At 59.2% G+C, this 17,759-nt stretch carries 14 protein-coding genes and 2 tRNA genes; 12 read left to right on the forward strand and 4 right to left on the reverse strand.

Features of this window, described 5'->3' with window-relative positions; all coding sequences use genetic code 11:
- Positions 1-3: 3 nt before the first annotated feature.
- The 6 genes from hflX (at position 4) to TU81_RS17370 (ending at position 8,375) form a co-directional block, all read left to right on the forward strand.
- Positions 4-1,305 (forward strand): ribosome rescue GTPase HflX, encoded by a 1,302-nt coding sequence (gene hflX, locus TU81_RS17345; protein ID WP_008009827.1) that lies wholly within the window; start codon positions 4-6, stop codon positions 1,303-1,305.
- Between the two features lie 96 nt (positions 1,306-1,401).
- Positions 1,402-2,574: an FtsH protease activity modulator HflK gene (gene hflK, locus TU81_RS17350; RefSeq protein ID WP_038978711.1), complete on the forward strand. Its 1,173-nt coding sequence runs from the start codon at positions 1,402-1,404 to the stop codon at positions 2,572-2,574.
- Positions 2,574-3,443, forward strand: coding sequence for a protease modulator HflC (gene hflC / locus TU81_RS17355; RefSeq protein ID WP_038978712.1), 870 nt, complete (start codon positions 2,574-2,576; stop codon positions 3,441-3,443). Before hflK ends, hflC begins: the two co-directional genes overlap by 1 nt.
- Positions 3,444-3,759: 316 nt before the next feature.
- Positions 3,760-4,947: an ATP phosphoribosyltransferase regulatory subunit gene (locus TU81_RS17360; RefSeq protein ID WP_038978713.1), complete on the forward strand. Its 1,188-nt coding sequence runs from the start codon at positions 3,760-3,762 to the stop codon at positions 4,945-4,947.
- Between the two features lie 54 nt (positions 4,948-5,001).
- Positions 5,002-6,291: an adenylosuccinate synthase gene (locus tag TU81_RS17365; RefSeq protein ID WP_030128327.1), complete on the forward strand. Its 1,290-nt coding sequence runs from the start codon at positions 5,002-5,004 to the stop codon at positions 6,289-6,291.
- 149 nt (positions 6,292-6,440) lie between these two features.
- A complete protein-coding gene (locus TU81_RS17370) occupies positions 6,441-8,375 on the forward strand; it encodes a methyl-accepting chemotaxis protein (RefSeq protein ID WP_048396219.1) in 1,935 nt (644 codons plus the stop codon).
- Positions 8,376-8,498: 123 nt separating this feature from the next.
- Here TU81_RS17370 and TU81_RS17375 read toward each other — a convergent pair whose 3' ends face one another.
- The 4 genes from TU81_RS17375 to TU81_RS17390 all read right to left on the reverse strand — a co-directional run bounded on the left by TU81_RS17375 (position 8,499) and on the right by TU81_RS17390 (position 11,752).
- On the reverse strand, positions 8,499-10,064 hold the full coding sequence (locus tag TU81_RS17375; RefSeq protein WP_048396142.1) for an ABC transporter permease: 1,566 nt from the start codon (positions 10,062-10,064) through the stop codon (positions 8,499-8,501).
- A complete protein-coding gene (locus TU81_RS17380) occupies positions 10,064-11,074 on the reverse strand; it encodes an iron ABC transporter substrate-binding protein (RefSeq protein WP_048396143.1) in 1,011 nt (336 codons plus the stop codon). The genes TU81_RS17375 and TU81_RS17380 overlap by 1 nt, the downstream gene beginning before the upstream one ends.
- A gap of 340 nt (positions 11,075-11,414) precedes the next feature.
- Positions 11,415-11,501 (reverse strand) — tRNA-Leu (locus TU81_RS17385).
- Between the two features lie 164 nt (positions 11,502-11,665).
- A tRNA-Leu gene (locus TU81_RS17390) sits at positions 11,666-11,752 on the reverse strand.
- 226 nt (positions 11,753-11,978) lie between these two features.
- On the opposite strand from TU81_RS17390, the gene rnr reads away from it, so the two are divergent.
- The 6 genes from rnr (at position 11,979) to rplI (ending at position 17,735) form a co-directional block, all read left to right on the forward strand.
- Entirely contained in the window at positions 11,979-14,606 is a 2,628-nt protein-coding gene (rnr, locus tag TU81_RS17395) for a ribonuclease R (RefSeq protein ID WP_048396144.1), read from the forward strand.
- The gene (rlmB, locus tag TU81_RS17400) at positions 14,603-15,364 is read left to right on the forward strand and encodes a 23S rRNA (guanosine(2251)-2'-O)-methyltransferase RlmB (RefSeq protein ID WP_038978717.1); all 762 of its coding nucleotides are present in this window, start codon (positions 14,603-14,605) and stop codon (positions 15,362-15,364) included. The genes rnr and rlmB overlap by 4 nt, the downstream gene beginning before the upstream one ends.
- Before the next feature lie 293 nt (positions 15,365-15,657).
- Positions 15,658-16,080 (forward strand): 30S ribosomal protein S6, encoded by a 423-nt coding sequence (rpsF, locus tag TU81_RS17405; RefSeq protein WP_007902678.1) that lies wholly within the window; start codon positions 15,658-15,660, stop codon positions 16,078-16,080.
- A gap of 28 nt (positions 16,081-16,108) precedes the next feature.
- Entirely contained in the window at positions 16,109-16,339 is a 231-nt protein-coding gene (rpsR, locus tag TU81_RS17410) for a 30S ribosomal protein S18 (RefSeq protein WP_002551829.1), read from the forward strand.
- Positions 16,340-16,375: 36 nt separating this feature from the next.
- On the forward strand, positions 16,376-17,269 hold the full coding sequence (locus TU81_RS17415; protein WP_048396145.1) for a YybS family protein: 894 nt from the start codon (positions 16,376-16,378) through the stop codon (positions 17,267-17,269).
- Positions 17,270-17,288: 19 nt separating this feature from the next.
- Positions 17,289-17,735: a 50S ribosomal protein L9 gene (rplI, locus tag TU81_RS17420; protein WP_003197251.1), complete on the forward strand. Its 447-nt coding sequence runs from the start codon at positions 17,289-17,291 to the stop codon at positions 17,733-17,735.
- Positions 17,736-17,759 lie beyond the last annotated feature (24 nt).

Genomic DNA, 17,759 nt, shown 5'->3' on the forward strand with positions numbered 1-17,759 from the left:
CCTTTGTTCTTTGAGCGCCACGGTGGTGGTGAACGGGCAATTCTCGTTCACTTGGATGGTCAGGACCCTGAGGCGCGCGAAGATCCGCAGGAGTTTCAGGAGTTGGCAATTTCGGCTGGCGCCGAGACCGTCGCGTTTTTTAACGTGCCGCGTCATCGGCCAACCGCCAAAACCCTGATTAGCAGTGGCAAGGTCGAAGAATTACGCGACCTGGTCAGCGCCGAACAGGTCGATCTGGTGATTTTCAATCACATCCTCACGCCCAGTCAGGAACGTAACCTCGAACGTATTTTCGAGTGTCGCGTGATTGACCGCACGGGTTTGATTCTCGATATCTTCGCCCAACGCGCCCGCACCCATGAAGGCAAGCTCCAGGTTGAACTGGCCCAGCTTGAACACATGAGTACGCGGCTGGTTCGTGGCTGGACTCACCTTGAGCGGCAGAAGGGCGGTATCGGTCTGCGCGGCCCGGGTGAAACCCAGCTGGAAACCGACCGGCGCCTGTTGCGGGTTCGCCTGCGGCAGATCAAGGGGCGCCTGGAAAAGGTCCGCAGCCAGCGCGAGCAATCTCGTCGCGGGCGCAAACGTGCTGACATCCCGACGGTTTCACTGGTGGGGTATACCAACGCCGGCAAATCGACGCTGTTCAACTCGGTCACCGATTCCGACGTCTTCGCCGCCGACCAGTTATTCGCTACCCTCGACCCGACTTTGCGCCGACTCGAACTCGATGACCTCGGGCCGATCGTACTGGCCGACACCGTGGGTTTCATTCGTCACTTGCCGCACAAACTGGTCGAGGCATTTCGGGCTACGCTCGAAGAGTCGAGCAACTCCGACCTGCTGCTGCACGTGATCGATGCGCATGAGCCTGAGCGGATGGCCCAGATTGAACAGGTCATGGTGGTGCTCGGGGAGATCGGGGCACAGGACTTGCCGATCCTTGAGGTATACAACAAACTCGATTTGCTCGAGGGTGTTGAGCCGCAGATCCAGCGCGATGCCGATGGCAAACCGCAGAGGGTCTGGTTGTCGGCCAAGGATGGTACCGGCCTGGACCTGCTCAAGCAGGCTGTGGCCGAACTGTTAGGCAGTGATTTGTTTGTTGGCACCTTGCGCTTGCCGCAACGTTTTGCTCGACTGCGTGCGCAGTTTTTCGAACTCGGTGCTGTGCAAAAAGAAGAACACGACGAAGAAGGCATCAGCTTGCTGGCCGTTCGCTTGCCACGGATCGAATTGAATCGACTCGTGAGCCGCGAAGGTCTGCAACCGATGGAATTCATCGAGCAACACACTTTGCAATAAAAGCCTGAGAAAGCGGTTGTGCCGCGGTGACAGGCATTCTGTAGCATTGGTCGGCGCGCCGTGGGTGCGTCTTTGCTTTATCAGATGGAGAGCGCTATGGCTTGGAATGAGCCGGGTGGCAACTCGAATAATCAGGATCCTTGGGGTGGCAAGCGCCGCAATAACGGCGACCGCAAGGGACCACCGGATCTCGACGAGGCCTTCCGAAAGCTGCAGGAAAGCCTGAACGGGTTGTTCGGTGGTGGTAAAAAACGCGGTGACGAGGGCGGTGGTTCGGGCAAGAGTGGCGGCTTCGGCGGCCTGCTCGGCATCGGCCTGGTCGTGCTGGCGGCTGTGTGGCTGTACAGCGCTGTCTACGTGGTCGATGAGCAGGAGCAAGCCGTAGTGCTGCGCTTCGGCAAATACTATGAAACCGTCGGCCCGGGCCTGAACATCTATTTCCCGCCGATCGATCGCAAGTACATGGAAAACGTCACGCGTGAGCGTGCCTATACCAAGCAGGGTCAAATGCTGACTGAAGACGAAAACATCGTCGAAGTGCCGCTGACCGTGCAGTACAAGATCAGCAACCTGCAGGACTTCGTGCTGAACGTCGATCAGCCGGAAATCAGCCTGCAGCATGCGACCGACAGTGCCTTGCGTCACGTGGTGGGTTCTACCGCCATGGATCAGGTGCTGACCGAAGGTCGTGAATTGATGGCCAGCGAAATCAAGGAGCGTCTGCAACGCTTCCTCGATACCTATCGCACCGGTATCACCGTCACCCAGGTCAACGTACAGAGCGCAGCGGCACCGCGTGAAGTTCAGGAAGCCTTTGATGACGTGATCCGCGCCCGTGAAGACGAGCAGCGTTCGCGCAACCAGGCTGAAACCTACGCCAACGGCGTCGTGCCGGAAGCCCGTGGTCAGGCCCAGCGCATCCTCGAGGATGCCAACGGTTACCGCGACGAGACCGTCTCCCGTGCCAAGGGTGAGGCTGATCGCTTCACCAAGCTGGTGGCCGAGTATCGCAAAGCCCCTGAAGTTACCCGTCAGCGTCTGTACCTGGACACCATGCAGGAAATCTTCAGCAACACCAGCAAGGTTCTCGTGACCGGTAACAAGGATGGCCAGAACAATCTGCTGTACTTGCCGCTGGACAAGATGATTGATAGTGGTCGCAGCCCCGGTGCTCCAGTGACCGGTGCGGCAGCCAGCAGCAATGAAGTGAATGCGCGTGCGGCAGCTGATCTGCAGCAACAGCAAGCACGTACCAGGGAGAGTCGCTGATGAGCAATAAATCGCTGATCGCCCTTATTATCGGCGTCGTCGTGGCGATCGTTGCCTGGAACTGCTTCTACATCGTGGCTCAGACCGAGCGTGCGGTGATGCTGCAGTTCGGTCGCGTGGTCCAGGCCGATGTTCAGCCGGGCCTGCATGTGAAAGTGCCTTACGTGAACAAGGTGCGCAAATTCGACGCGCGCCTGATGACACTGGATGCACCGACACAGCGCTTCCTGACGCTGGAAAAGAAAGCCGTAATGGTCGATGCCTACGCCAAGTGGCGCGTGAAAGATGCCGAGCGCTTCTACACCGCGACTTCCGGCCTCAAGCAGATTGCCGACGAGCGTCTTTCCCGTCGTCTGGAATCGGGCCTGCGTGACCAGTTCGGTAAGCGCACCCTGCACGAAGTGGTGTCCGGTGAGCGTGATGCGCTGATGGCTGACATCACCAATTCGCTGAACAAGATGGCGGAAAAAGAGCTGGGCATCGAAGTTGTCGATGTCCGGGTCAAAACCATCGACCTGCCGAAGGAAGTGAACCGCAGCGTGTTCGAACGTATGAGCACCGAGCGTGAGCGTGAAGCTCGCGAGCACCGCGCCAAGGGTAACGAGCTGGCTGAAGGCATCCGTGCCGACGCCGATCGTCAACGCCGCGTGTTGCTGGCTGAAGCCTATCGTGAATCTGAAGAGGTTCGCGGTGACGGTGACGCCCAGGCTGCTGCGATCTACTCCAAGGCATACGGTCAGGATCAGGAGTTTTACGCGTTCTACCGTAGCCTGCGTGCCTACCGTGAAAGCTTCGCGAACAAATCCGACGTCATGGTCCTGGACCCGGGCAGCGACTTCTTCCGTTACCTGGAAAAAGCCAAGCCTTGATACGGCGTTGACCTGAATCATCCCCCCGCCTGGCAGCTAAAGCCTCGGGCGGGGTGATCCTTTGGGAAAACGTGTGTATGATGCGGCAGCCGGGAAATTCCCGGCTTTTTTGCGTCTGCACGTTTGATTGCTGTTTTTATGCAGGCGCCCGAGTTGAATGACTCGACAGGTTTTTCGAGGAAAGTGGTTGGCGAAGCCGGTTTCAGGCTTTTCGCCCCGTTGTTCATGCGCGTGGTTTGCACATGAACCGATCATTTTCTGCTTCACTCAAGGCTCGCCCAAAGGCTTGTCGCCCGGATCATAGGGGAATGGCGTAATGGCAACGGTAGACCGCTGGCTGCTGCCAGATGGCATCGAAGAAGTACTGCCACCAGAAGCTGCGCGCATCGAAGTAGCGCGTCGCCAGGTGTTGGATCTGTTCCAGAGCTGGGGTTACGAGTTTGTCGTGACTCCCCATATCGAGTACCTGGAATCCCTGCTGACCGGTGCAGGTTCGGACCTCGATCTGCGTACCTTCAAGGTCATCGACCCGCAGTCGGGCCGGCAGATGGGTTTCCGTGCCGACATCACGCCGCAAGTGGCGCGCATCGATGCGCATACCCTGCGTCGCGAAGGTCCAAGTCGTCTGTGCTATGCCGGTAGCGTGCTGCATGCCCAGCCGCGTGCCTTGTCGTCCTCGCGCAGCCCGATTCAACTGGGCGCCGAGTTGTACGGCGATGCCAGCCCGAGCAGCGACGTGGAAGTCATCAGCCTGATGCTGGCCATGCTGCAACTGGCCGATGTGCCGGATGTGCACATGGACCTCGGTCATGTCGGCATCTACCGCGGCCTGGCCCGCGCCGCCGGTTTGTCGGGCGAAGTCGAGCAACAGTTGTTCGATGCGTTGCAACGTAAAGCCATCGACGAGGTCATTACCTTGACCGAAGGCTTGCCTGCCGATCTGTCGGGCATGCTGCGAGCGCTGGTCGACCTGTGTGGCGGTCGTGAAGTGTTGAGTGCAGCGCGTGAGCGTCTGGCCAATGCGCCGGCGCCCGTGCTGGCGGCCCTGGACGATTTGCTGGCGATTGCCGAGCGTCTGTCCACGCGTTTCCCGGAATTACCGCTGTATTTCGACCTGGGCGAGTTGCGCGGCTACCACTACCACACTGGTGTGGTGTTCGCCGTGTTCGTCCCGGGTGTTGGCCAGTCCATTGCCCAAGGCGGTCGTTACGACGACATCGGCGCCGATTTCGGTCGTGCCCGTCCGGCAACTGGTTTCTCTACCGATTTGAAAACCCTGGTGACCCTGGGGCGTGCTGAAGTCGAGCTACCGTCTGGCGGTATCTGGATGCCTGACAGTACGGATGCAGCACTCTGGCAGCAGGTTTGCCAGCTGCGCAGTGAGGGTCAGCGAGTTGTTCAGGCGTTGCCTGGGCAGCTTTTGGCCGCCGCCCGTGAAGCGGACTGCGACCGGCAATTGATTCAGCAGAACGGGCTTTGGCAAGTATTGCCGCTGGCTTCTTGAGTTTTCCTGCCGGCCGCCGCCGGCACCAAGTTTGCGCGAATGAGGACAAGTGTTATGGGTAAGAATGTCGTAGTCCTGGGCACCCAATGGGGTGATGAGGGCAAAGGCAAGATCGTTGATCTGCTGACCGAACATGCTGCCGCCGTAGTGCGCTACCAAGGTGGCCACAACGCTGGTCACACCCTGGTGATCGACGGCGAAAAAACCGTCTTGCACCTGATTCCGTCGGGCGTGCTGCGCGAAGGCGTGCAGTGCCTGATCGGTAACGGCGTGGTGGTTGCACCCGACGCCCTGCTGCGGGAAATCATCAAGCTGGAAGAGAAAGGCGTTCCGGTGCGCGAGCGCCTGCGTATCAGCCCGTCTTGCCCGCTGATCCTGTCCTACCACGTAGCGCTGGACCAGGCCCGTGAAAAAGCGCGTGGCGAGCTGAAGATCGGTACTACCGGTCGCGGCATCGGCCCGGCTTACGAAGACAAAGTTGCCCGTCGCGGTCTGCGCGTAGGCGATCTGCTCAACATGCCGCGCTTTGAAGCCAAGCTGCGTGAACTGGTGGAATACCACAACTTCATGTTGGTCGGTTTCTACAAAGAGCCAGCCATTGACTTCGACAAGACCCTGGCCGAGTGCAAAGAATACGCTGAGCTGCTCAAGCCGCTGATGCTGGACGTGACTGCCGAGCTGCACGACCTGCGTCGTGCGGGCAAAGACATCATGTTCGAAGGCGCCCAAGGTTCGTTGCTGGACATCGACCACGGCACCTACCCGTACGTGACCAGCTCTAACACCACCGCTGGCGGCGTTGCTACCGGTTCGGGCGTTGGTCCTATGTTCCTGGACTACATCCTGGGTATCACCAAGGCTTACACCACACGTGTAGGTTCGGGTCCATTCCCGACTGAGCTGTTCGACGAAGTCGGTGCGCACCTGGCTAAACAAGGTCACGAGTTCGGCGCGACTACCGGCCGTGCTCGTCGTTGTGGCTGGTTTGACGCCGTTATCCTGCGTCGCGCTATCGATGTGAACAGCATCTCGGGCATCTGCCTGACCAAGCTGGATGTACTCGACGGTCTGGAAACCATCAACATCTGCGTCGGCTACAAAGATGCCGAAGGTAAGGACGTTGCCCCGACTGACGCTGACAGCTACATGGGCCTGCAGCCGGTGTACGAAGAAGTGCCGGGCTGGACAGAGTCGACCGTGGGTGCCAAAACTCTGGAAGAGCTGCCAGCTAACGCCCGTGCTTACATCAAGCGCGTTGAAGAGCTGATCGGTGCGCCGATCGACATTATTTCGACGGGCCCGGATCGCAACGAAACCATCGTTCTGCGTCACCCGTTCGCTTAATAAGTCGTTGATGTAAAACACGAAGGCCCCTTAATTGGGGCCTTTGTCGTTTATGCCTGTCGAACGGCATGACCTTTGCTGGGAACATTGAAAAAGCATCGTTTCTGACGTGCTATCAATTTGATGGCGTCAAAGCAGAGGGATTTTCAGTGTCGGCCGTTCTCTCACTGTTACAAAGCCGTCTCTTGCGGCCCGTGTTCGTTACCCTTGGTATCGCCCTTTTGGTGCAGGTGCTGGTGGCTGTCGCTCTGACCCGGAGCACAGTGACTGCGCTGGAAGCTGATTTGGGTCTGCGGCTGGACGCCGACAGCCAAAAGCTCTCTGGTGAGCTTGAGCAGGCGGGACGTGAGGTCACGTCGAGTCTGGATAGTCTGTCCGCCAGTACTCGCCAACGCCTGACAGCCGGACTGTCTCCGCGTCTGAAGGACGAGCAGGCACAACTGCGTGCGACGCTGGAGAAGGGGTTGAAGGATTCAGCCAACGACATGGCGCAGCTTCTGGCCTCGGTCGCACCCCGCGCCATGTGGGACAGCGATATTCCCACTCTGTCCGAATTCGCTCGCCGTGCCCAGCGCAATCCCAATGTGTTGTTCGTGGTTTACGACGATGCCACGGGCCAGCACCTGACGCGCTACCTCAACCGGGAGAACCCGATCAACAAGGCGCTTCTGGAAAAAGGTCAGGGCGAGCGGGCGCTGGACAAGGTGCTGGATGCGGCGAAGAACGATCCGTCGGTCTACTACCTTGAAGCCTCGATCAACCCCAATGGGGTAGAAATCGGCAAGGTCCTAATGGGGGTTTCGACCGCTTCCGTGGAAACCGATCTGGCGGCGCTGGACAAGCGCTTCTCGGCGCTGATCGCCAGCAGCGATCAACTGGTGGGCGACAGTCTCAAAGGCGCGGCAGCTGACAGCGCAACGGCGATGCGCGGGCGTCTGCAATCGGCGCAGTCCACCGCCACTGAAATGAAAGCCAACACCACCACTGCCGTGCAGGAAGCTGCGGGGACTTTGCGCTGGCGCATTGGCATGGGCTTGTCGGTAGTGGGTTTTGGTGTGCTGCTGTTGCTGGCAGTGGTGCTGGGGCGTCGAGTGGTCAACCGCTTGAAGCTGCTGATCGCCGCCATGGATGACCTGGCGGCAGGTGAGGGCGATCTGACCAAGCGCGTGCAGATCAACAGCCAGGATGAGATCGGCGACATGGCCTCGGCGGTCAATCGCTTTGTGGATAAGTTGCAGCCGATCGTGCGTGAGGCGGGCGATGTGGCCCAGCGTACCGGCGTGGAAATTGGTGCCATGACCCTGCGCAATGCTGGCGCCGATGCGGCGGCGGGCATGCAGCGCGATGAAGTGGCCGAAAGCTTGCGTGCGTTGTCGCAAATGGCTGACGAAGCTCAGTCTGAAAGCCACGCCATGCAAGCCGCTTTGCAGCAGGTGGTGGGCATTCGTCAGGCCACGGATGAAAACACGCGGACCTCGGCGAAAGTCGGCAGCCTGATCGAAGCGTTGGCTGGGCAGGTCGACACTGGGGCGAAAGTCATCGAGCGCCTGGCACAGCAGAGTGAGCAGATTGAAGTGGTGCTGACGGTGATTCACGGGATCGCCGAACAAACCAACTTGCTGGCATTGAACGCGGCCATTGAGGCGGCGCGTGCCGGCGAGACCGGTCGCGGGTTTGCCGTGGTGGCGGATGAGGTGCGGGCACTGGCGAGCAAGACTCAGAGTTCAACCGGTGACATTCAGGCCCACATCGTTGCGCTGCAGCAGGGCGCGCGCGAGGCCGTCGCGGCTATCGGACAGGCCGGACGTCAGGCCAGCGAAGGTTTGCTGGTGTTGCGCGACAGTGCGCGGTTGCAGCAGTCGGTGCAGGCCTCGGTCGAGCAGGTGCATGCGGCGATCGGTCTGGCGACCCAGGCCGCGGCGCATCAGGCGCAAGGTGCGCAGGCCGTTCGGGGGCGGGTTGAGACTATTCATGCGCAGGCTGAGAAGGCTGCTCAGGCGGTGGTGGAGACTACGGCGAGTGGCAAGGTGCTGGATGGCTTGGCGGCGCAGTTGAAGGCTAGCCTGGGGCAGTTCAGGGCTTAAGCTTTGTATTGTTTGTGCGGGCGCCATCGCGGGCAAGCCCGCTCCCACAGGTACTTCTGTGAACTCACAATTTTGTGCGTAACGGAAGACACTGTGGGAGCGGGCTTGCCCGCGATAGCGATCTCAGCGGCTCAAATACATCCGCGTCGTCAGTAAATAAACCGGCAACCCCGACACCAATATCAACAACGCCGCATAAGGCGCCGCCGCCGCAAACTCCACATTTGCGGTATGCGCCCAGACTTCCGTCGCCAACGTATTCAGCCCGGTCGGACTCAGCAGCAGCGTCGCCGTCAGCTCCTTCATCGCATCCAGAAACACCAATGCAAACGCTGCTCCCAAGGCAGGGAAGATTATCGGCAGCGTCACCCGACAAAACGCGCTGAAGGACGACGCTCCCAGCGTGCGTGCGGCCTCTTCCAGTTGTGGCGCTGCCTTGTTCAGCGCGGTGCGAATCGGCGCTTGAGCCAGCGGCAGAAACAACAGCGCATAAGCAATCAGCAGCAGCGCCGAGGTCTGGTACAGCACCGGCACATAATGCAGGGCGAAATACACCAGGGTCAGCGCAATCACCAATCCCGGCAGTGCATGCAGCAGATACGGAAGGCGCTCGGCCCAAATTGCCAGTCGGCCTTTATGACGTACCACCAACAATCCCACCGGCACCGCCAGCATCAGGCACAGCGCCGCGCCACCGAGAGACAGCGCCAGAGACGACAACAATGCCTCGCTGATCGCGGCGACCGGGAACGCCGCTGACGAACCCACCATCAGCCAGTACGCCAGCATCCCCAGCGGAATTCCGCTGCCGATGATTGCCAGCAGCAGGCAGTACAGCTGCCCGACAGTCGCCCAAGGCCCCAGGCGAACCTGCTGCGCATGTCGCGCCGCGCCCTGGCCGGTGCGCACATGTCGGCCCTTGCCGCGCACGCGCAGTTCCAACCAAAGCAGCATCAGACACAACACCAGCAACACGGCGGAAAGCATCGCCGCATTCGCGTTACTGAATTCCAGTTCGAACTGTTGATAGATCGCGGTGGTAAACGTCTGCAGGCCGATGATCGACAGCGCGCCGAACTCCACCAGCATGTGCAGCGCAATCAGCAGCGAACCGGCCAGCAGTGACGGCCAGAGCAGCGGCAGGGTGATTTTGAAGAACACGCCCCAGCGATTCTGCCCCAGGGTTCGTGCGGACTCCTCCAGGGACGGATCGAGATTGCGCAGGGTTGCCGCCACCGGCAGAAAAATCAGCGGGTATTTGGACAGGGTCATCACGAGGATCGCGCCGCCTAGCCCTTCGAAGTGAGCGCTCAGGGAGACCCAGGTGAAGCTGCTGACAAACGCCGGCACCGCGAACGGCAGACACAGGATCACGCCCCATAGCCGTCGCCCCGGCAGATTACTGCGCTCCAGCAACCAGGCGAGCGACAAACCAATCACACCGCAGGCCAGCGTGACGCCCACCATCAGTGCCAAGGTATTACGCAGCAGGCCAAACACATAAGGGCGCCACAACAGATGCAACGCCTCGGCCCAACCGGCCTGCCAGGTCTTCAGTCCGACATATGCCAGTGGCAATAGACTGAGCGCCACCAGCAGCAAAACCGGCAGCAACAACCAGATCGACGGGCGCTTGCGCCGTGGCATGTAGCCCCCGCGCAAGGCGGGGGCAGATAACGATGCGCTCATCAGTTCAAGCCAACGTCACGTTCCAGGTCCAGGGCTTCTTCGGCGTTGCCGAGATCGGCTGGCGTGACTTTTGGTGCTTGCAGTTCGCTGAACGGCTTGAGGCCACGATCCGATTCCATGCCTTTGTGCAGCGGGTATTCGGCGGTGGTCTGGGTGATCACGCGCTGACCTTCTTCGCTCGCCATGTAGGCGAGGAATTGCTGGGCTTCTTTTGGATGTTTGCTGGATTTCAGCACCGCAGCGCTGGAAACGGTGATTAGCCCGCCGACATCACCGCCGGTGAAGTAATGCAGTTTCGAATCGAGCTGGCCTTTTTCACGCTGCAAGGCGAACCAGTAATAGTTGTTCACCAGCACGGTGGCGACTTCACCGTTTTCCACAGCCTTCAGCGCGACCATGTTGTTGCTGTAGGTTTTGCCGAAAGCGCGTAGGCCGGTGAGCCATTCTTCGGCTGCATCCATGCCGTGCACTTTGATGATTGCTACGGCTTGTTCCTGAAACGCGCCGCTGGTTGGAACGAAGCCGACCTTCCCTTGCCATTTCGGATCGGAGAACTCCATCACCGACTTGGGCAGGTCTTTTTCATCGATCAATTTGGGGTTGAATGCAACCACGCGAACTCGCGCAGTGATACCGATCCAGGTGCCGTTGCCGGCAACGTAGTCCTTGGGCAGAACGGCGAGGGTAGCGGCGTCGGTTTTCGCCAGCAGGCCTTGTTCGCCGAGTTTGTTCAGCGGTGGGGATTCTTCGGTGTAGATCACGTCGGCGGGGGAGCGATCGCCTTCTTCGACGATCTGGCTGGCGAGCTGGTTGCTGCTGCCCTTGCGCACATTGACGTGAATCCCGGTCTTGGCTTCGAAGGCTTTGGCGACGGCGTCGCCGACTTCTTTGTGTTGGCCGTTGTAGAGTGTCAGGGAAACCGGATCGGCGGCTTGGGTGAGGGGAGTGGCGAGTGTCAGGCCGAGCAGGGTAATGGTCAGGCCGCGGCGCAGGGTATTTCGAAACATCATTCGCAGGGTTCCTCACTGTTGCATTGCAAAATCTTGTAACAATGATAAACGATATTGTTTCTCAAGTGCGTCTTGCGGGGGGGGGCTGCGAGGTTTTGCTAATGGTGGTTAGAGCGGGCTTTTGTGGCGAGGGGGCTTGCCCCCGTTCGGCTGCGAAGCAGTCGCAAAACCTGATAATTAGGTGTGGCTGGAAGAATGAAGAGGGCCGCTTCGCGACCCAGCGGGGGCAAGCCCCCTCGCCACGGGGAAGTAATGGCTTGGGGTTTTCGAAAGCCAGAAACGCAAAAACCCGCTTTCGCGGGTTTCTGTGAAATTCAAGATCGTGACCTTGAATTTGAATTGGTGCCCAGAAGAAGACTCGAACTTCCACGACCTTGCGGTCACCAGCACCTGAAGCTGGCGTGTCTACCAATTTCACCATCTGGGCATAATCGCAAGCGTTGCCGCTGTTGATGTGGCGCACTATACGGAGAGCATTTTGATCTGTAAACCCCTGATTTAGTTTTAATAAATCGGAAGCCTGAAATGCAAAAACCCGCTTTCGCGGGTTTTGTGTGAGCCTTGAAATTGTTCTAATCTCAAGCTCGAAATTGGTGCCCAGAAGAAGACTCGAACTTCCACGACCTTGCGGTCACCAGCACCTGAAGCTGGCGTGTCTACCAATTTCACCATCTGGGCAGTATCGGCAGCGCGTGTGCGTCGTCGATGGCGCGCACTATACGGAGCGTCTTTTTAACTGTAAACCCCCGGCATCGAAAAAACCTGGAAAATTTCTCCAGTGGTATTCAAATCAGCTTTGCAGTGTCGATAAAGGGCTTTAGATGGGCTGTCATAGCCTGAAATTTCCCGTTTCATTACGCCTATGCCAAACTAACCCGCATATAGACAAGGTGAAAACTCTCTAATGGCCGATTGGCAGTCCCTCGATCCCGAGGCCGCTCGTGAAGCGGAAAAATATGAAAACCCTATTCCTAGCCGCGAACTGATCCTTCAGCACCTTGCTGATCGAGGTTCGCCTGCTAACCGCGAGCAGCTGGTCGAAGAGTTTGGTCTGACCACAGAAGACCAGATCGAAGCCCTGCGCCGCCGCCTGCGCGCCATGGAGCGCGATGCTCAACTCATCTATACCCGCCGGGGCACTTATGCGCCGGTGGACAAGCTCGACCTGATCCTGGGCCGCATCAGCGGTCACCGTGACGGCTTCGGCTTCCTGGTCCCGGATGACGGCAGTGATGACCTGTTCATGAGCCCGGGGCAAATGCGCCTGGTGTTCGATGGCGACCGTGCCCTGGCCCGTGTTTCCGGTCTCGACCGTCGCGGTCGCCGCGAAGGCATGATCGTTGAAGTGGTGTCCCGTGCCCACGAGACCATCGTCGGTCGTTACTTCGAAGAGGGCGGTATCGGTTTTGTCGTCGCGGACAATCCGAAGATCCAGCAAGAAGTGCTGGTGACTCCGGGTCGCAACGCCAACGCCCAGATCGGTCAGTTCGTCGAAGTGAAGATCACCCACTGGCCGACGCCACGCTTCCAGCCGCAAGGCGACGTGGTCGAAGTCGTGGGTAACTACATGGCGCCGGGCATGGAAATCGATGTCGCCCTGCGCACCTACGATATTCCTCACGTCTGGCCTGAAGCGGTGCTCAAAGAAGCCGCCAAGCTCAAGCCGGAAGTCGAAGAGAAAGACAAAGAGAAGCGCATCGATCTGCGTCACCTGCCGTTCGTGACCATCGACGGCGAAGATGCACGCGACTTCGATGATGCGGTCTACTGCGAAGCCAAGCCGGGCAAGCTGCGCCTGTTCTCCGGTGGCTGGAAGTTGTACGTGGCGATTGCTGACGTTTCCAGCTACGTGAAAATCGGTTCGGCGCTGGATAACGAATCCCAGGTTCGTGGCAACTCGGTGTACTTCCCCGAGCGTGTCGTGCCGATGCTGCCAGAGCAACTGTCCAACGGCCTGTGCTCGCTGAACCCGCACGTCGATCGCCTGGCCATGGTCTGCGAGATGACCATCTCCAAATCCGGCGAGATGACCGATTATTGCTTCTACGAAGCGGTGATTCACTCCCACGCTCGCCTGACCTACAACAAGGTCAGCGCGATGCTGGAAACGCCGAAAGCCACCGAAGCGCGTCAGCTTCGTGGTGAATACACCGACGTCCTGCCGCACCTCAAGCAGCTGTATGCGCTGTACAAGGTTCTGCTGGCGGCTCGTCATGTGCGCGGCGCGATCGATTTCGAAACGCAGGAAACCCGGATCATCTTCGGTTCCGAGCGCAAGATTGCCGAAATCCGCCCGACCGTTCGCAACGACGCCCACAAGCTGATCGAGGAATGCATGCTGGCGGCCAACGTGGCCACTGCCGAATTCCTGAAAAAGCACGAAATCCCTGCGTTGTATCGTGTCCATGACGGCCCGCCACCGGAGCGTCTGGAAAAACTGCGCGCCTTCCTTGGCGAGCTCGGCCTGTCCCTGCACAAAGGCAAGGATGGTCCGTCGCCGAAGGATTACCAGGCTTTGCTGGCCAGCATCAAGGACCGTCCGGATTTCCACCTGATCCAGACCGTCATGCTGCGTTCGTTGAGCCAGGCGGTGTACAGCGCTGATAACCAGGGCCACTTCGGCCTGAATTACGAAGCCTATACCCACTTCACTTCGCCGATTCGCCGCTACCCGGACCTGCTCACGCACCGGGCGATTCGCAGCGTCATCCATTCGAAAATGGACACGCCGCACGTTCGCCGTGCCGGTGCGATGATCATTCCGAAAGCGCGCATCTACCCGTACGACGAAGCGATCCTGGAGCAGCTCGGCGAGCAGTGCTCGATGAGCGAGCGCCGTGCCGACGAAGCGACCCGTGACGTAGTGAACTGGCTCAAGTGCGAGTTCATGAAAGACCGTGTGGGCGAATCGTTCCCGGGTGTGATCACCGCCGTGACCGGTTTCGGGCTGTTCGTCGAGCTGACCGACATCTACGTCGAAGGCCTGGTGCACGTCACCGCGCTGCCGGGTGATTACTACCACTTCGATCCTGTGCACCACCGCCTCGCCGGTGAGCGTACCGGTCGCAGCTTCCGCCTTGGCGACACGGTTGAAGTGCGCGTCATGCGCGTCGACCTCGACGAGCGCAAGATCGACTTCGAGATGGCTGAAAAAACCATCAGCGCGCCGATCGGTCGCAAGAAGCGTGGAACTGAAACTGCTGCTCCTGCCGGCGCTGCTACCAAATCGGCTGCAGAGCCGGCACCGGCCAAAACCGGCCGTCGTCCTGCCAAGGAAAAGGCTGTCGAAGCCTATCGCCCGAGCGATGCCGCGGCAAAAAATGCCGAGTTGCGCAAAAGTCGTGAACTGAAACAGGCGTTGCTGTCTGAAGCGAAAAGCGGCGGTAAAGCGGCGTCTGGGGGAAAGACCGGGCGGTCGGCGCCTGACAAGGCCTCCGGCGGCAAACCGAGCAAACATCGTAAAGGCCCGCCGAAAGCGGGTTCGGCCCCAGCCAAAAGCGGCGGGTCGCGTAAACCTAAGGCCAAGTCATGAGTCAGTTGGAAAAGATCTATGGCGTGCACGCTGTAGAAGCGTTGCTGCGTCATCACCCAAAACGCGTCAAGCAGATCTGGTTGGCTGAAGGCCGCAGTGATCCGCGGGTGCAGACGCTGATCGCACTCGCTGCCGAAAATCGCGTGGCGGTCGGTCAGGCTGAACGTCGTGAGCTGGATGCGTGGGTAGAAGGCGTGCACCAGGGCGTGGTCGCGGACGTGAGTCCGAGTCAGGTCTGGGGCGAGGCGATGCTCGACGAATTGCTCGATCGCACTGAAGGCGCACCGCTGTTGCTGGTGCTCGACGGCGTGACCGATCCGCACAACCTCGGCGCTTGCCTGCGTTCGGCCGATGCGGCCGGTGCGCTGGCGGTGATCGTGCCAAAGGACAAGTCAGCCACCCTGACCCCGACGGTGCGTAAAGTCGCCTGCGGCGCGGCGGAAGTGATTCCGTTGGTGGCTGTGACCAACCTGGCGCGCACCCTGGAAAAACTCAAGCAGCGCGGCTTGTGGGTCGTCGGTACGGCGGGCGAGGCTGAGCAGGAGTTGTATCAGCAAGACCTGACCGGCCCGACCATCCTGATCATGGGCGCGGAAGGCAGCGGCATGCGCCGCCTGACTCGCGATCTTTGCGATTATCTGGTGCGTCTGCCAATGGCGGGCAGTGTCAGCAGTCTCAATGTGTCCGTGGCGACTGGTGTGTGCCTGTTCGAGGCCCTGCGCCAGCGTGGCGTCAAGGGAGCCGCCAAAAAGTCCTGACACAACCCTGTAGGAGCTGCCGAAGGCTGCGATCTTTTGACTTTGACTTTTAAAGATCAAAAGATCGCAGCCTCGTTTCACTCGACAGCTCCTACAGGTGCTCGGCTTTCCAGTCGAGGTGATTGTTCAAATATTCACCAATTGCCTTGCGCCTCTCTTGTCCCTTCTCTACAATTGCGCCCCTTGCTGTGACGGCAGGCACGCATGTGTCTATCGCAAGCAAGTCCATAAGTGTCATTCACTCCTTGTCTGACCGCTTTTGAGCGGCAGGCTACAACCCGTAAGGAGCATTCATGCGTCATTACGAAATCATCTTTTTGGTCCACCCGGATCAAAGCGAGCAAGTCGGCGGCATGGTTGAGCGTTACACCAAGCTGATCGAAGAAGACGGCGGCAAAATCCACCGTCTGGAAGATTGGGGCCGTCGTCAACTGGCCTACGCAATCAACAATGTTCACAAGGCTCACTACGTGATGCTGAACGTTGAGTGCACTGGCAAGGCCCTGGCCGAGCTGGAAGACAACTTCCGCTACAACGATGCAGTGATCCGTAACCTGGTCATCCGTCGCGAAGAAGCCGTTACCGGCCAATCCGAGATGCTCAAGGCTGAAGAAAACCGCAGTGAGCGCCGTGAGCGTCGCGACCGTCCTGAGCACTCCGACGCCGAAGGCGTTGATGGTGATGACAGCGACGCCAGCGATAACGCTGACGAGTAATCCACGGACCTTTTAAGGAGCCTATCAAATGGCACGTTTCTTCCGTCGTCGTAAATTCTGCCGCTTCACCGCTGAAGACGTGAAAGAGATCGATTACAAAGATCTCAACACTCTGAAAGCTTACGTATCCGAGACCGGCAAAATCGTTCCAAGCCGCATCACCGGTACCAAAGCTCGTTATCAGCGTCAGCTGGCCACCGCTATCAAGCGCGCCCGCTTCCTGGCCCTGCTGGCCTACACCGACAGCCACGGCCGCTGAGACCGGGCAGTCGACACGTAGCAAAGGATTGAATGCATGCGCGCCTTAGCTGAGTTCATCATGCGCGGCCGTATGCAGGCCACTCTGGTAGTGGCTGGATGCGCAACGCTGCCGTTGTTGTATTGGTTGGGTGCTGCCGCCGGATGCCTTGTGCTCCTGCGGCGCGGATTGAGGGACGCCTTGGGCGTTCTTGCTCTGGGACTGCTGCCGGCGTTGATCTGGTGGCTTTACTCCGACGACCCACGGGCACTTCTGGTGCTGCTGGGGTCTTCGAGCCTTGCGTTGGTTTTGCGCGCAAGCGAGTCCTGGAACCGCGTGCTGCTGGTCAGCATAGCGATGGGATTGGTGTTTTCAGTGGTGCTGGGGGCGGCTTTTGCGCCCCAGATCGAGATGCTGGCGCAGGCTTTGATAAAAGTCATGCCGTCGCTACTCGGTGATGTCTACCAGCAATTGTCGGTAGACGAGCAAGCGCGTTTCGCGTCCCTGATTGCACCGGTCCTGACCGGCCTGATTGCGGCCTTGTTGCAAATCGTCAGTGTGCTGAGCCTGATTGTCGGGCGCTACTGGCAGGCGTTGTTGTACAACCCGGGTGGTTTTGGTCGCGAGTTTCGCGCCATCCGAATCCCGCTTTTACCGGCGATGTTGCTGCTGGTGTTGATGCTTCTGGGGCCTAACTTAGGCTCGCAGATGGCCATGTTGACACCGTTGTGCAGCGTACCGCTGGTGTTCGCCGGGCTGGCCCTGATTCACGGGCTGGTGGCGCAAAAGCGACTGGCCAAATTCTGGCTGGTGGGGTTGTACGTCACGCTGTTGCTGTTCATGCAGCTGATCTATCCGTTGCTGGTGGTCTTGGCCATCGTCGACAGCCTGATTGATTTTCGCGGTCGTTCGGCACCGAAAGATGCCGATAACGCGAACGGTGAAGGTTAAAAGTTAAGAGGATTTTCACATGCAACTGATCCTTCTGGAAAAAGTCACCAACCTGGGCAACCTGGGTGACAAAGTGAACGTTAAGGCTGGTTACGGTCGTAACTACCTGCTGCCTTACGGCAAAGCTACCGCTGCGACCGCTGCCAACCTGGCTGCGTTCGAAGAGCGTCGCGCTGAGCTGGAAAAAGCCGCAGCAGACCGTAAAACTTCGGCTGAAAGCCGTGCCGCCCAACTGGCTGAGCTGGAAGTGACTATCACTGCCACCGCTGGTGACGAAGGCAAGCTGTTCGGTTCGATCGGCACCCACGACATCGCTGATGCACTGACCGCCTCTGGCGTTGAAGTTGCAAAAAGCGAAGTTCGTCTGCCGAACGGCACCATCCGCAACGTAGGCGAATTCGACGTAGCCGTGCACCTGCACGCCGAAGTTGAAGCCACCGTACGCGTTGTCGTGGTAGCAGCTTAAGCAGCACTTGTCGGCTGGCACCCT

The sequence above is a fragment of the Pseudomonas lini genome, from assembly GCF_001042905.1.
In the GTDB taxonomy this organism is placed as follows: Bacteria; Pseudomonadota; Gammaproteobacteria; order Pseudomonadales; family Pseudomonadaceae; genus Aquipseudomonas; species Aquipseudomonas lini.